General features: G+C 65.8%; 15 protein-coding genes. 7 read left to right on the forward strand and 8 right to left on the reverse strand.

Annotated elements, in window-relative coordinates:
- A partial coding sequence (gene cysS, locus P1U55_RS07365; protein WP_301046893.1) for a cysteine--tRNA ligase occupies positions 1-906 on the reverse strand: 906 nt, incomplete at its 3' end.
- A 198-nt stretch (positions 907-1,104) separates the two neighbouring features.
- Here cysS and P1U55_RS07370 point away from each other — a divergent pair.
- From P1U55_RS07370 to P1U55_RS07400, 7 genes are all read left to right on the forward strand, one after another.
- Complete coding sequence (locus tag P1U55_RS07370) at positions 1,105-1,929, forward strand: isocitrate lyase/phosphoenolpyruvate mutase family protein (protein WP_301046894.1); 825 nt, start codon at positions 1,105-1,107, stop codon at positions 1,927-1,929.
- Positions 1,930-2,013: 84 nt separating this feature from the next.
- Positions 2,014-2,364: an MmcQ/YjbR family DNA-binding protein gene (locus P1U55_RS07375; RefSeq protein WP_301046895.1), complete on the forward strand. Its 351-nt coding sequence runs from the start codon at positions 2,014-2,016 to the stop codon at positions 2,362-2,364.
- 81 nt (positions 2,365-2,445) lie between these two features.
- Positions 2,446-3,330, forward strand: coding sequence for a TPM domain-containing protein (locus tag P1U55_RS07380; protein ID WP_301046896.1), 885 nt, complete (start codon positions 2,446-2,448; stop codon positions 3,328-3,330).
- Positions 3,331-3,444: 114 nt separating this feature from the next.
- The gene (locus tag P1U55_RS07385; protein ID WP_301046897.1) at positions 3,445-4,065 is read left to right on the forward strand and encodes a CDP-alcohol phosphatidyltransferase family protein; all 621 of its coding nucleotides are present in this window, start codon (positions 3,445-3,447) and stop codon (positions 4,063-4,065) included.
- Entirely contained in the window at positions 4,065-5,282 is a 1,218-nt protein-coding gene (locus P1U55_RS07390; RefSeq protein ID WP_301046898.1) for an ABC transporter substrate-binding protein, read from the forward strand. Before P1U55_RS07385 ends, P1U55_RS07390 begins: the two co-directional genes overlap by 1 nt.
- 99 nt (positions 5,283-5,381) lie before the next feature.
- Complete coding sequence (locus P1U55_RS07395) at positions 5,382-7,067, forward strand: ABC transporter permease (RefSeq protein WP_301046899.1); 1,686 nt, start codon at positions 5,382-5,384, stop codon at positions 7,065-7,067.
- A complete protein-coding gene (locus P1U55_RS07400; RefSeq protein WP_301046900.1) occupies positions 7,036-7,710 on the forward strand; it encodes an ATP-binding cassette domain-containing protein in 675 nt (224 codons plus the stop codon). Before P1U55_RS07395 ends, P1U55_RS07400 begins: the two co-directional genes overlap by 32 nt.
- Before the next feature lie 219 nt (positions 7,711-7,929).
- Here P1U55_RS07400 and P1U55_RS07405 read toward each other — a convergent pair whose 3' ends face one another.
- From P1U55_RS07405 to P1U55_RS07435, 7 genes are all read right to left on the reverse strand, one after another.
- Entirely contained in the window at positions 7,930-9,747 is a 1,818-nt protein-coding gene (locus P1U55_RS07405; RefSeq protein WP_301046901.1) for an ATP-binding cassette domain-containing protein, read from the reverse strand.
- A gap of 83 nt (positions 9,748-9,830) precedes the next feature.
- Positions 9,831-9,989, reverse strand: coding sequence for a hypothetical protein (locus P1U55_RS07410; RefSeq protein ID WP_301046902.1), 159 nt, complete (start codon positions 9,987-9,989; stop codon positions 9,831-9,833).
- 4 nt (positions 9,990-9,993) lie between these two features.
- Complete coding sequence (locus tag P1U55_RS07415; RefSeq protein WP_301046903.1) at positions 9,994-10,131, reverse strand: hypothetical protein; 138 nt, start codon at positions 10,129-10,131, stop codon at positions 9,994-9,996.
- Positions 10,124-10,741: an SMC-Scp complex subunit ScpB gene (gene scpB, locus P1U55_RS07420; RefSeq protein ID WP_301046953.1), complete on the reverse strand. Its 618-nt coding sequence runs from the start codon at positions 10,739-10,741 to the stop codon at positions 10,124-10,126. The genes P1U55_RS07415 and scpB overlap by 8 nt, the downstream gene beginning before the upstream one ends.
- Before the next feature lie 97 nt (positions 10,742-10,838).
- Positions 10,839-11,633 carry a ScpA family protein gene (locus tag P1U55_RS07425; RefSeq protein WP_301046904.1) on the reverse strand — a complete coding sequence of 265 codons (795 nt, stop codon included), beginning with the start codon at positions 11,631-11,633 and terminating at the stop codon, positions 10,839-10,841.
- On the reverse strand, positions 11,626-12,648 hold the full coding sequence (locus tag P1U55_RS07430) for a glycoside hydrolase family 3 N-terminal domain-containing protein (protein ID WP_301046905.1): 1,023 nt from the start codon (positions 12,646-12,648) through the stop codon (positions 11,626-11,628). The genes P1U55_RS07425 and P1U55_RS07430 overlap by 8 nt, the downstream gene beginning before the upstream one ends.
- Positions 12,645-13,769 carry an SPOR domain-containing protein gene (locus tag P1U55_RS07435; RefSeq protein WP_301046906.1) on the reverse strand — a complete coding sequence of 375 codons (1,125 nt, stop codon included), beginning with the start codon at positions 13,767-13,769 and terminating at the stop codon, positions 12,645-12,647. Before P1U55_RS07435 ends, P1U55_RS07430 begins: the two co-directional genes overlap by 4 nt.
- Positions 13,770-13,805 lie beyond the last annotated feature (36 nt).

The following is a 13,805-nucleotide window of genomic DNA, read 5'->3' on the forward strand; positions in this document are numbered from 1 at the left end:
GTAATGCGTTCCCATGAACACAAAGCGGATCACCTCACCCGGCACGCCCTCGTCCAGCAAATCCCGCACGGTGAAGAAGTTGCCGAGAGACTTCGACATCTTCTTGCCTTCCACCTGCAACATCTCGTTGTGCATCCAGATATGGGCAAAATCCCCCTCGGGATGGGCACAGCACGATTGGGCAATCTCATTTTCGTGGTGCGGGAACATCAGGTCATTGCCGCCGCCATGAATGTCAAAACTGTCGCCCAAAATCCCATGCGCCATGGCCGAGCACTCGATATGCCAGCCGGGCCGCCCCCGCCCCCAGGGAGACTCCCACCCCGGCAGATCATCGCTCGATGGCTTCCACAACACAAAGTCCAGCGGGTCTTCCTTGTAGGGCGCCACTTCCACCCGCGCCCCGGAAATCATGTCATCCACCGAGCGGCCTGAAAGCGCGCCATAAGCCTCGTAGGAACGCACCCGAAACAGCACATGCCCCTCGGCCGCATAGGCGTGCCCCGAGGCGATCAACCCCTCGATCATCTCCACCATCGCGCCGATCCAATCGGTCGCACGCGGCTCCTTGGTGGGGCGCAGGGTGCCCAGCGCCTCCATATCCTCGTGATACCACTTGATGGTCTCTTCGGTGATCTCCCCAATCGAGCGCCCGCTCGCCGCCGCCCGCGCGTTGATCTTGTCATCCACGTCGGTGAAATTGCGCACATAGGTCACCGCATCCGCTCCATACACATGGCGCAGCAGCCGAAACAGCACGTCAAACACGATCACCGGGCGCGCATTGCCAATGTGAGCGCGGTCATACACCGTCGGCCCGCACACATACATGCTCACCTGCCCCGGCACGACCGGGCGCAACAGCTCTTTCTGTCGGGTCTTGGTATTGTGGAGATGAATGTCCATAGCGGCTCCTCGGGTGTCCCCGCGGGCTTTAGCAACTTCATCAGGTGGTGAAAAGAGAGCGGGCCCGCGTGACGATGTCAGCAGGTAATGCAGCAGATGATGATGATCGCGGCATGGCTCATGCTGCGTCAATAGCACGGCATGCGAGATCGGCCAAGAGGCTTGTGGCATGGCCCGCGCCGTGAAATGCTCGCACGTATGGACAAGTTCAGCCAGTTTCGCGCCCTGCATGTGCCGGGCAAGCCCTTCATCCTCGCCAATGTCTGGGATATTGGCTCCGCGCGCATGCTCGCCGGGCTGGGCGCCGAGGCGCTTGCCACCTCCTCGGCAGCCCATGCCTTTGTGCTGGGCAGCCGCGATATGGGCGCGATCAGCCGCGATCAGGCACTCACCCACGCCGCCGAGATCGTCGCCGCCACCGATCTGCCGGTGCAGGGCGATTTCGAGAACGGCTTTGGTGACGCGCCAGAGGTGGTCGCCGAAACCGTGCGCCTTGCAGGCGAGATCGGCCTTGCGGGGATCTGCATTGAAGATATCCGCTACCCCGATGGCACCGCCTACCCCTTTGATCTCGCGGTCGAGCGGATGCAGGCCGGAGCCGCCGCCGCCCGCGCCCTGCCGCGTGATTTCATGTTCGTCGCCCGCGCCGACGGGGTGATGAACGGGCTATACACCCTCGATGACGCCATTTCCCGCATCATCGCCTTCGATCAGGCCGGGGCCGATGCGCTCTATGTCCCCCGCCCCGGCAGCATGGCCGATCAGGCCCGCGTCTGCGCCGCCACCGCCAAACCGGTGAACGCGCTCGCCGCTGGCCCCTTCACCGCCGCCACCCCCGCCGATTTCGCCGCCGCCAATGTTGCGCGCATCTCGCTCGGCGGGTCGCTGGCCCGCGTCACCCACCGCGCAATCCGGGATGCCGCCACCGCTATGCTGCGCGAGGGTGATTTCACCCCGCTGGGCCATTCCATCTCGGGTGACGAGGTCGAGGCGCTCCTCGCAAAAGGCACCCCAAAGGGCTAACGCCCCTCTCTCAATGCTCCATAAATATCCCCGCCGGAGGCCATATTCCTTGCCTGCCCGGCGCCCCGCGTGCTCAATCCTGCCATGGAGCGCCAAGCCATCAACACCCTCTGCGCCAGCTTCCCCGGTGCCGAAGTCTCCGATCCATGGGGCGGCGGGCATGATGCCTGGAAGGTCGGCGGCAAGATGTTTGCCGCCATCGGTGCCACGGGCGACGGGGTGAGCGTGAAAACCGCCAGCACCGAAACCGCGCACCTCATCATCGAGGCGGGCCACGCCATCAAGGCCCCCTATTTTCACCGCAGCTGGATCAAGCTGCCTTGGGGTCTTGTGGAGGACGCCGAGGTCGAGGAACGTCTGCGCACCTCCTATGCGATCATCCGCGCCAGCCTGACCAAAAAACTGCAAGCCACCCTCGCCCCTTTCCCCTCATAGCCGTTCGCAAAGCGTGAAACTGCCCGCACTGGCGCGCCATTTCCCTTGTCACACACGCCGCCCCGTGGCCAAATAAAGCCTATGACATTTTCACTCCGCGCATTTCGCCCCGTTCATTTCCTGCTGGCCGTGCTGGCCCTCACCCTCATGCCGCTCGCCGCTACGGCGCAAAACTACCCCGATTTCGAAAGCCCCTATATTAATGACTACGCCGGCCTGCTGCCCCCCGAGGTCGAGGCCGAGCTAACCACAGCGCTCACCAATCTGCGCGAGGAGACCGGGGTTGAAGCCACCGTGCTCACCATCTTCTCCACCGCCGATTACGGCCACTATGATGAGATCGAGCCCTTCGCCACCGGCCTCTTCAACCAGTGGGGCATTGGCGACGCCGAAAGCAACAACGGCATCCTCATCCTCGTCGCCCGCGCCGACCGCACCATGCGCATCGAACTCGGCGCAGGTTATGGGGCCGCGTATGACAAGCTCGCCGCGCGGGTGATCGACAGCTCCTTCCTCCCGGCCTTCCGCGAGGACCGCTACAGCGATGGCATCCGCACCGGCACGCTTGAAGTGATCACCCGCATCGCCCAGCCCTTCGCCGCAGGCCAGCCCGCCCCCGCCGCCGCCCCCTCATCGGGAAAGGGTGGCGGCTTTATCGGCTGGATCATCGGCGGGGTCGTGGCGCTTTTCGCCGGGCTCCTGATCTTTGGCCGCAAGATCACCAATCGTTTCCGCACCTGCCCGCAATGCGGCGCCAAGGGCACCATCACCACCACCAAGCGCACCATCCAGGCCGCCACCCGCTCCGGCTCCGGCACTGGCGAGCGCACCCAGACCTGCTCGAAATGCGGCTATAACAACGTCGTCCCCTATACGATCAGCCGCATCACCAAATCCTCCTCTTCGTCCTCCGGCGGCTTTTCCGGCGGCAAGTCTTCGGGCGGCGGGGCCTCCGGCAAGTGGTAAGCGGGCAAGTGGTCGCTCTGGCTCACAAAACCGTCACGCCGCGTTACAGCCCATTGCGCCCCTAGACAGAGCCGCGCGATAACCTTCCGAAGAAACGGGGGGGACAGCCCAACAATGCTCGACGGTTACGCACGCGCTCTGATCGACCCACCGCTCAACCGGGCGGGGGCTGCACTGGCCGGGCGTGGCTGGCAGGCCGATCACGTCACCCTGCTCGGCCTCGGCCTTGGCCTCGCTGCCGCCGCCTTGATCTGGGCAGGCTGGCCCGGCCTTGCCCTTGTGCTGCTGCTGGCCTCTCGCCTCGCCGATGGGCTTGACGGGGCCGTTGCCCGCGCCACCCGCAAAACCGACTTTGGCGGCTTTCTCGATATCGTTGCCGACTTCGCCTTCTACGCCGCCATCCCGCTGGCCTTCATCTGGGCGGATACCGCCGCCAATGCCGCCGCCGGAGGCTTCCTGCTGGCCAGCTTTTACATCAACGGCACCACCTTTCTCGGTTACGCCGTGCTGGCCGAACGCGCCCGCATGGAAACCGCCTCGCGCGGGGCCAAAACGCTCTATTTCACCGGCGGGCTGCTGGAGGGCACCGAAACCATCGCCTTCTTCGCGCTGCTCTGCCTCTGGCCTGCGGCTTTTGCGCCGCTCGCTTGGGCCTTCGGGGCGCTTTGCCTCATCACCGCCATGTCACGGGTGCTGCTCGCCCGCCAGACCTTCCCCCACTCCGAGGAGACCTGATGAAACCGCTTCGCACTCTCGCGGCCCTGCTTGCCCTTGCCCTGCCCGCCACCACCCTGCCCGCCATGGCCGAGCCTGATCCCGCCAATTGGCCCGAGGTGCTTGAAGCGGCCCATGGCCAAACCGTCTACTGGCACGCCTGGGGCGGCTCCACCACGACCAACGCCTTTATCGCCTGGGTTGGCGATGAGGTGAGCGAACGCCACGGTGTCACCCTAGAGCACGTCAAACTGGCCGACACCGCCGATGCGGTTTCCCGCGTGCTCACCGAGCAGCAGGCCGGCCAAAGCGAAGGCGGCGCGGTGGATCTTATCTGGATCAACGGCCCCAACTTTGCCGCGATGAAGCGCCAGGGCCTGCTCTTTGGCCCCTTCGCCGAAAGCCTGCCAAGCTGGGCCATGGTCGATACCACCGGCAAGGACGTGCAGCATGATTTCACCGTGCCGGTTGAGGGCTATGAAAGCCCCTGGGCGATGGCGCAGGTGGTGTTCATCCACGACAGCGCCCGCCTGCCCGAGCCGCCGCGCTCCATGCCCGCCCTGCTGGAGTGGTCCCGCGCCAACCCCGGCCGCTTTACCTTTCCCCAGCCGCCCGACTTTCTCGGCACGACCTTCCTCAAACAGGCGCTGGTGGAGCTGACCCCCGATGCCACCGCCCTCAGCCGCCCGGTCGAAGAGGCCGATTACGAGGCCGCCACCGCGCCGCTCTGGGAGTTCCTCGATGCCCTCACCCCCACCCTCTGGCGGCAAGGGCGCGCCTACCCGCAAACCGGGCCGCGCCAGCTTCAGCTTATCGCCGATGGTGAGGTGGATATCGCGATCTCGTTTTCGCCCGGCGAGGCCAGTACGGCAATTGCTAATGACCAGCTTCCGCCCTCGGTACGCACCTATGTGCTCGAGGGAGGCACGCTGGGCAACGCCAGCTTCGTCGCCATTCCCTTCAACAGCTCCGCCAAAGAAGGCGCGATGGTGGTGGCCAATTTCCTGCTCTCGCCCCAAGCGCAATTGCGCGCGCAAGACCCCGATGTGCTGGGCTATGGCACCGTCCTTTCGATGGAGGCACTGAGCGAGGCCGATCGCGCCGCCTTTGCCGCGCTCGATCTTGGCCCGGCCACCCTCTCGCCTGCCGATCTCGGCCCCGCCCTGCCAGAGCCGCATCCTTCGTGGTCAACCCGGCTCACCGCCGATTGGATCACCCGCTACGGCATTGCCGAATGATCGCTGGAGCGGCCCCTATCGCCTCGGCCCCCGCCTGTGCCCTGAGGGCAGAGCGCGGGGGCTTGCCCCCCTTGCCCCGCCGCGCCTGACTGACCCCCGATGCCCCGCCTCGCCCTCCCCGCGCTCACCGTTGCGCTGCTCATCCTGCCGGTGGGCCTTGGGCTGTTCTTTACCCTCGCGCCGGCGCTGGGCTTTTCGCCCACCGAGGCCTCGCCCGGCCTTAGCCTTGCGGCCTTCGGCGACCTGCTGGCATGGCCCGGATTGCCCGAGGCCACCCGCCTGTCGCTCAGCACCGGTTTCGCCGCGACCGCCGGGGCGCTGGCGATCACCGCGCTGATCGCCGCCGGGTGGGAAGGCACCCGCGCCTTCGCGCTGCTCCAGCGGCTGCTTTCGCCGCTGCTCTCGGTGCCTCACGCGGCGGCGGCCTTTGGCCTTGCCTTCCTCCTCGCGCCTTCGGGCTGGCTCGCCCGGCTGCTCTCGCCATGGCTCACCGGCTGGACGCGCCCGCCCGATTGGCTGATCCTGCAAGACAGCGCCGGCCTCGCGCTCACCGCCGGGCTGATCGCCAAGGAAGTGCCCTTCCTGCTGTTGATGCTCATCGCGGCGCGCAGCCAAACCCGCGCCACCTCGCTCGCCCGCGTCGCCACCACGCTTGGCTATCCGCGCACCACCGGCTGGCTGCTCGCCGCCTTTCCGGCGCTCTATGCGCAGATCCGCCTGCCGGTCTATGTGGTGCTGGCCTATTCGGCCTCGGTGGTCGATGTGGCGATGATCCTCGGGCCAAACACCCCGCCAACCCTGGCGGTGCAAATCACCCGCTGGATGTCAGCCCCTGATCTCACCCTGCGCCCGCTCGCCTCTGCCGCGGCCCTTTGGCAATTGGCGCTGGTGCTGGCCAGCCTCGCCGTCTGGCGGCTGGCCGAGGCGCTGGCCGCCCGCATTGGCCGCGCCCGCGCCATGTCGGGCCACCGGGGGCGCGTGGTAGAACGCCCGCTGCGCGCGCTCGGCCTCACCCTCGCCACCGCCACCGCCCTCGCGGTGCTTGCAGGGCTGGCGGCGCTGGCGCTTTGGTCTGTCGCGGGCTTCTGGGCCTTCCCCGAAGCCTGGCCCGATACGCTTTCACTGAAAACATGGATGCGCCACGGCCCGATGATGGCCCCCACCGCGCTCACCACCCTGTTGATCGCCGCCACCGCCGCCCTGACGGCCCTCGCATTGGCGACGGGCTGCCTTGAGGCCGAGGCCCGCCACGGGCTGCGTATCGGCCCCTTCGGGCGGCTGATCCTGTATCTGCCGCTGCTGATCCCGCAAATCGCCTTCTTGCCCGGCCTGCAAATCCTGATGCTCTCGCTGGGGCTTGGCGAAGGGTTAGCGCCGGTGATCGCCGCGCATCTCACCTTCGTGATCCCCTACACCTTCCTCGCGCTCTCAGGGCCCTATCACGCCGTTGAGCCGCGCTTCTTTACCGCTGCCGCTTCGCTTGGCGCCTCGCCCTCGGCACGGCTCTGGCGGCTGCGCCTGCCGCTGTTGCTGACCCCTCTGCTCACCGCCTTCGCGGTTGGCTTTGCGGTGTCGGTCGGGCAATACCTGCCCACTCTGCTGCTTGGCGGTGGCCGGGTGAGCACGCTGACGACCGAGGCCGTGGCCCTCACCTCCGGCGGGGATCGCCGCGCCATCGGGGCCTACGGGCTGGCCCAAACGCTGGCCGCCCTGCTGCCTTTCGCGCTGGCCCTCGCCCTGCCGCGCCTCATATATGGCAACCGAAGGGGGATGCGCGGTGGCTGAACGGCTCACACTCGACAAGCTTGAAGTTTCGGCGGGCGGCGCCTGCCTGCTTGGCCTTTCGGCTGAAATCGCCCCCGGCGAGGTGCTCACCCTCATGGGTCCGTCCGGCGTGGGCAAATCGGCCCTGCTCGGCGCCCTTACCGGCACCCTGCCGCCCGGCCTTACTGCCTCGGGGGTGGCCCGGCTTGGCCCGGTTGAGCTGACCGCTCTGCCACCCGAAGCACGCCGCCTTGGCATCCTGTTTCAGGAAAGCCTGCTGTTTCCGCATCTCTCGGTCGCCGGAAACCTTGCCTTCGCGCTCCCGCCCGGCCCACGCCGCGAGCGCCGCGCCCGGATCGAATCTGCGCTGGAAGAGATCGGCCTGCCCGGCTTTGGCCGCCGTGATCCGGCAACTCTATCGGGTGGTGAACAAGCGCGGGTCGCGCTGATGCGCACCCTGCTCTCCGCCCCCCGCGCCCTGCTGTTGGATGAGCCCTTCTCCCGCCTTGACGGCCCGCGCCGCGAAGCCATCCGCAGCCTCACCTTCGACCACGCCCGAGCCTATGGCCTGCCGGTACTGCTGGTCACCCACGACAGTGACGATGCCCAAGCCGCCGCCGGCCCGGTGGTGCAAGCCGTTCCCGGCAAGATCGCTTATGGGTAGGGTTGTTTTGTGGGGGGCTGCGCCCCACACCAAGCTATCCGTGGGGGGGGGGCACCCCCCACACCGCGTCATTAAAATGGGGGGCCAGCCCCCCAAACCGCGCCACCAATGGGGGGCCAGCCCCCCACACCCCCCGGGATATTTCTGGAGCATTGAGAGGCAAATTGACCGGGGTCAATTTATTTCGGGGTGTGTCGTTGCTCGAGGGGTAAGCCGCTGTCAGCCAGCCGCTTTTTCTTCCAGAGCCAGCCATTCTTCTTCGGCGGCGGCCAGCTTTTCCTGCCGCGCTGAGAGCGCCTCGCTGGCTTTTTGGAACTTGACCGGCTCGCGGGCATAAAGCTCCGGGTCGCTCATCAGCTCTTCGAGCTTGGCGATCTCGGCTTCGAGCCGTTCAATCTCGGCGGGCAATTCCTCCAGCCGGTGTTTCTCGGTAAAGCTGAGGCCCGCTGGCTTGGCCTTTTCGGCCGCCGCCTTCTCGGCCTTGTTTGCCTTCGCCGCTGCGGCCACCACCTCGGGGCGGTGCCAATCGCCGCCGCCCTGTGACAAGAGGTCAGACCAGCCGCCCGCATAGCTCACGGCACGGCCTTCCCCCTCCAGCGCGATGGTTTGTGTTGCCACCCGATCAATGAAATCCCGGTCGTGGCTCACCAGCAGAACCGTGCCGTCATAATCGCCCAGAATTTCCTGCAGCAAGTCCAGCGTTTCGATATCCAGATCATTGGTTGGCTCATCAAGCACCAGCAGGTTGGAGGGCCGCGCCATCAACCGCGCCAGCAACAGCCGCGCCTTTTCGCCGCCCGAAAGGGCGCGCACCGGGGCGCGGGCCTGGGCTTCGTCAAACAGAAATTCCTTGAGGTAGCCAACCACATGCTTGGGCGTGCCGCGCACCATCACTTGATCGGCCTGCCCGGACACCCGCATCTCGGGATCGCCGGTCAGGTTATCCCACAGGGTGGCATCGAGGTCGAGCGCCGAGCGGGTTTGATCGAACACCTCCATCTCAACATTTGCGCCCATCTTCACGCTGCCTTCATCCGGCTCAACCCGGCCGATCAGCATGTTCACCAGCGTCGTTTTACCCGCGCCATTGGGGCCAACAAAAGCCACCCGCTCGCCGCGTGCCAGCTTCAGATCAAATGGGCGCAGGATCAGCTTGTCGCCATAGCGCTTTGAAATGCCACGCGCTTCCAGCACCACCTTGCCGCTCTTCTGGCCCGATTCCAGCGCCATCGCCGCCGCTCCCTGCCGCCGGATCTGGCCGGCCCGCTCAGCGCGCAAATCCTGCAAGGCGCGCACCCGGCCCATGTTGCGCTTGCGCCGTGCCGAAATGCCCTCAACCGCCCAACGCGCCTCGGCCTTGATCTTCCGGTTGAGCTTGTGCCGGGCGAGGTCTTCCTCCTCCCACAGCTTGTCACGCCAGGCTTCGAACTCGGCAAAACCGCGCTCCTGGCGGCGCACTTCGCCCCGGTCAATCCACAGGGTTGCGCGGGTGAGGTTGGTCAGGAACGCCCGGTCGTGGGAGATCAGCACATAGGCCGTGCGGGTCTCTTTCAGCTCTTTTTCGAGCCAGGCGATCGCTTCGATATCAAGGTGGTTGGTCGGCTCATCGAGCAGCATCAACTCGGGCGCTTCGGCCAGCAGCTTGGCCAGCGCCGCACGGCGCCGCTCCCCACCGCTTGCGGCTTCAACGGGCGTATCGAGGCCAAATTTCAGCCCCTCGGCCACCGCTTCCACCCGCCAGGCTTCGCTCACGTCCAGCCCGCTGCCCGCGAACTCGCCCAGCGTGGCGAAACCCGCCATCGTCGGCTCTTGTTCCATGTAGCCCACGCGCACGCCAGGGGCTGTGACAGCCTGCCCCCGATCCGCCTCAACCAATCCGGCCATCACCTTGAGAAGTGTGGATTTTCCCGATCCATTGCGCCCCACCAGCGCCACCCGATCCCCGGCCTGAACAGCCAGATCAACGCCGTCAAACAGCGCGCCTCCCCCGAAGGTGAGAGAAATATCGGAGAGTTGCATAAGCGGGGCACGGGCCATGCTCACGCCCTATCCGGCCCTCGCAGGAGGGTCAAGCGCGGCGCAGCCACAACCGCCACCGCAAAGGGCCACGTCGGGCGGCGCTAGAACCGCCGGAAAAACCTTGCAAACCGCATCACCGAGCGGGTCTTGCGCATGGTCTGGTTGCCCTGCCCTACGCGCCCTCCCGGTTTGCGGGCGGATTGGCGGCGCATCCGCATCATCTGCCGGATGACTTGATTGATCAGCGAACCTGCGTTCATCGGATCACTTCTTTTTCTTGCCCTTGAGCGTGTTGCCCGCCGAGTTGAAACCACGGCTTACCGCGCTGTCAACGCCATGGCGCATCCGGTTGGAAAACTGCGCCATGATGCGGCGCCAGATTTGCGAAAAGATATCATTCATCGGTTTCGTCCTCCTGGAAAAGTTCGTTCTGGTCGTTTGATGGTGCTTCGTCTTCGTCAAGCTCACCCAGGCTGACCATGCCGGGCGGCGGGCGGCTGTCGAGCAAGCCGGCGGCGCGCAGTTCTTTCAGGCCGGGCAGATCGCGCGCACTTTCCAGCCCGAAATGGTCAAGGAAATCCTGGGTGACAACATAGGTCACCGGGCGTCCCGGTGTCATCCGGCGGCGGCCAAAGCGGATCCACTCCATCTCAAGCAGTTGGTCAACCGTGCCGCGTGACACGCTCACACCGCGAATTTCCTCGATCTCGGCGCGGGTCACCGGCTGATGATAGGCCACAATCGCCAGTGTTTCGATCGCCGCGCGCGACAGCTTGCGCGTTTCAACCGTTTCCTTTTGCATCAAAAATCCAAGGTCGGGCGCGGTGCGCATCGCCCATGCCTCACCCACCCGGCGCAACTCCACGCCGCGCCCCTCGTAGCGTTTTTGCAAATGCTCCAGCGCCACGGCGGCCTCGGCCCCATGGGGCATCCGCGCGTTGAGCTCGGCCACGGTGACCGGCTCGGCAGAGGCAAACAGGATCGCCTCGACCATGCGCTCCTGCTCGGCCATGGGCGGCGCTTCAAACAGGCTCGCCTCAACCGGCTCCAATTCCTCGGGCAGTCTGGGCGGGGTCTCGTCCAGCGTGTTGGTCGGGGTGTTGTTCAGGTCAGGCACCACCGGGGGCCTCCCGCAGCTTGATCTGGATCGGGGAAAAGGTATCGGCCTGACGGATCGTCAAATGGCCATGTTTGACCAGCTCCAGCGAGGCCGCAAAGGTGGCCGCCGTGGCCGAGCGGCGCTTCATCGGATCACTCTCCCAGCCCTCTGGCAGATAGGTCATCAGGTTGGTCCAGTCCCCGGCATAGCCGATCAGGCCGCGCAAACGATCCAGCGCCTGCTCCATGGTAAAAACATTCTGGCGGTCCATCACGAAGGGGCGGAACTCATCCTTGGTGCGGATGCGCGCATAGGCCTGCATCAGCTCCATCAGGGTGGCGGTGTAGCTCACCTTGCGCACCCGCTCCACGCTCTCGGGCACCCCGCGCACAAAAAAGTCGCGGCCCTTCTGGTCTTGCCCCATCAGCTTGGCGGCGGCTTCGCGCATCGCCGAAAGCCGCTCGAGCTGGAACGCCAGATGCGCGGCCAGTTCGGCCCCGGTTGGCCCTTCTTCGGTAGGGTCAGGCGGCAACAGCAGCTTTGATTTCAGGAAGGCCAGCCAGGCCGCCATCACCAGATAATCCGCCGCCAGCTCAATGCGCAGCTGCTTGGCACGCTCCACAAAGGCCAGGTATTGCTCGGCCAATTGCAGGATCGAAACCTTGCGCAGATCAACCTTTTGAGTGCGGCCAAGCGTCAACAGCAGGTCGAGCGGCCCTTCAAAGCCGTCGACATCCACGATCAGTGCTTCAGCGGCCAGCCTTTCGGAAACATCTCCAAAGCCTGCCGCGCCGTCCTCAGCCATGTGCTGCCAGCCCTTCCATCAAACGCCCAAGCTCAGCCTCTGCGTCCTTGCGTATAAGCCTATCAGGCACGCCGCGCCGGGCCAAGGCGGCATCGGCCCGTGCGAGGGCCGTTTCATTCAAATCTCCGACGGTTTTGGCTAAATCCTGCATTTCGGCCAGCTCACCATTGCAATGCAGCACCACATCACAGCCCGCCGCGAGCGCCGCTGCGCCGCGCTCGGCCACCGTGCCCTCCAGCGCCTCCATCGAGATATCGTCGGTCATCAGCAGACCGTCAAAGCCAATTTCATCGCGGATCAGCGCAATCATTTCCGGATCAACCGTGGCCGCCTTGCTTGAAAGCGCCTCAAACACGATATGCGCGCTCATCCCGAGCGGCAGGTCATTCAGCGCGCGAAAGGCGGCAAAATCGCTTCCCCGCAGCACCTCTGCCGAGGCACTCACACGGGGCAGCGCCTTGTGGCTGTCCATCGTGGCGCGGCCATGGCCGGGGATGTGTTTCAGCACCGGCAAAACCCCACCCGCCAGCAGCCCATCGGCCACCGCCCGCGCCGCGCTCACCACCGTGGCCAGATCAATGCCATAGCAGCGGTTGCGCAGCACCGGGTGGGTGTCTGTCGTGGCAATATCGGCCAGCGGGGCGCAATTGCCATCAATCCCCACTGCACGCAGATCATCGGCAATCAGCCGGTACCGCAGCGCCATCGCCCGCGCGCCGTGTTCCGGCCCCACGGTGGCCATTTGCTCAAGCGGCGGCAGCCACGCGCCCCAATGGGGCGGGCCCATCCGCTCAACTCGGCCACCTTCCTGATCAATGAAAATCGGCGCTTGCCAGCCCACCGCATCCCGTAGCGCACCCGTCAACCGGCGAAGCTGTTCCGGCGTGTCGATATTGCGGCCAAAGAGGATAAAGCCAAACGGCTGGAAATCCCTGAAAAACGCTGCCTCATCCGCACCAAGAACCAGCCCTTCACAGCCAAGGATCGCCGCCCCCAGCCGCGCCGGTCGGCTCAACGTGCCACCACCGGGATGCAATCGGCCTTCTCGGCCACGAGGGCCGCGCAAAAGCGCCGCGCGTCGGAAAGATCGGCAAAGCCCTGCGCACGCAGCCGGTAAAACACCCGCCCCCCGCTCTGGGCTTCCATGATCACGCGGGATTTTTCCAGCATCAGCGTTTCAAACTGGCCTTGAAGCTTGGCCCAGATCGCCGCCGCGTCCTCGGGGGTGTCAAACGCGCCAAGCTGCACCAGCCTGGTGCCCGCCGGGATAGCGTTTGGCAAGGCAATCTGCGGGTTGGTCGAGGCAAGTTGCGTGTTCTCTGCCGGGGATGTCGGGGCGCTTTTTTCTGGCGTTGGCGCGGCCAGATCGGCCGGGCGTTTCTTGGGCAAAAGCGAGCGTTTCACGCCCGGCAGCTTTGCCAGCCGCTTGGCCTCGGCGCTGATCTCCGGCTCAGCCGGGGCTTCCAGCGGCGTCGCCCCATTGGCCACCTGATTGGCCATCGCAAGCGCCACCGCCACCGGATCGTTCGGGTCCACATCCGGCGACAGGCTCACCGCCACTTCCAGATCGGCGGACTGCAACTCGGCATCGGCTTGCTCAACGGCGGGCGTCAGCTCTTCCGGGAGGTCATCCGCGGCCTGCGCCGCCAAATCGCGCTCAAGCTCAGCGGCGAGCGCGGCAATCGGCAGGTCTTCCTCGGTCAGCCTTGCGGGCGGCGGGGCCAGCGCGATCTCATCGGCCAGCTCGCCCGGACCACCATCGGCGGCAACGTTGTTCACCGCCAGCCCGGTGTGATCGGCCACTTCGCCGCCGGGATCTTCGGGCGCCACACGCATCGGCCCATCAATCGCGCGCACCACCGGCACCCCGGCCACATCGCGCATGGTAATCCGATAACCCCACACGCAAAGCCCCAGAATAAGCGCCAGCGACATCGCCGCGCCGCCGTAATTCACCAGCCGCCCGGCCTTCGCCTTGAGCGCGGCCACAAAGCCCGGCTCCGGCTCGGCCTGCATCATCTGATAGGGATAGGGTTGCGGCCCGCCCTGATTGAACTGGTCCATCTGCGGGTAGGGCTCATGCCTTCCCGGCTCACCGGGCTGATAGCCCGCGCCACTCATGGGTCGTTGATCCATGCTCTGCCTCGCCTTCTCGGCCCGCCCTTCTTGTGG

Source organism: Vannielia sp. (genome assembly GCF_029212645.1).
In the GTDB taxonomy this organism is placed as follows: Bacteria; Pseudomonadota; Alphaproteobacteria; order Rhodobacterales; family Rhodobacteraceae; genus Vannielia.

Coding starts and splice junctions, on each gene's coding strand:
- P1U55_RS07410 (WP_301046902.1), bottom strand. CDS start 9,989: ATGAACGCAGGTTCGCTGATCAATCAAGTCATCCGGCAGATGATGCGG.
- P1U55_RS07390 (WP_301046898.1), top strand. CDS start 4,065: ATGAAACCGCTTCGCACTCTCGCGGCCCTGCTTGCCCTTGCCCTGCCC.
- scpB (WP_301046953.1), bottom strand. CDS start 10,741: ATGGCCGAGCAGGAGCGCATGGTCGAGGCGATCCTGTTTGCCTCTGCC.
- P1U55_RS07425 (WP_301046904.1), bottom strand. CDS start 11,633: ATGGCTGAGGACGGCGCGGCAGGCTTTGGAGATGTTTCCGAAAGGCTG.
- P1U55_RS07380 (WP_301046896.1), top strand. CDS start 2,446: ATGACATTTTCACTCCGCGCATTTCGCCCCGTTCATTTCCTGCTGGCC.
- P1U55_RS07400 (WP_301046900.1), top strand. CDS start 7,036: ATGGCAACCGAAGGGGGATGCGCGGTGGCTGAACGGCTCACACTCGAC.
- P1U55_RS07395 (WP_301046899.1), top strand. CDS start 5,382: ATGCCCCGCCTCGCCCTCCCCGCGCTCACCGTTGCGCTGCTCATCCTG.
- P1U55_RS07370 (WP_301046894.1), top strand. CDS start 1,105: ATGGACAAGTTCAGCCAGTTTCGCGCCCTGCATGTGCCGGGCAAGCCC.
- P1U55_RS07435 (WP_301046906.1), bottom strand. CDS start 13,769: ATGGATCAACGACCCATGAGTGGCGCGGGCTATCAGCCCGGTGAGCCG.
- P1U55_RS07405 (WP_301046901.1), bottom strand. CDS start 9,747: ATGGCCCGTGCCCCGCTTATGCAACTCTCCGATATTTCTCTCACCTTC.
- P1U55_RS07375 (WP_301046895.1), top strand. CDS start 2,014: ATGGAGCGCCAAGCCATCAACACCCTCTGCGCCAGCTTCCCCGGTGCC.
- P1U55_RS07415 (WP_301046903.1), bottom strand. CDS start 10,131: ATGAATGATATCTTTTCGCAAATCTGGCGCCGCATCATGGCGCAGTTT.
- P1U55_RS07385 (WP_301046897.1), top strand. CDS start 3,445: ATGCTCGACGGTTACGCACGCGCTCTGATCGACCCACCGCTCAACCGG.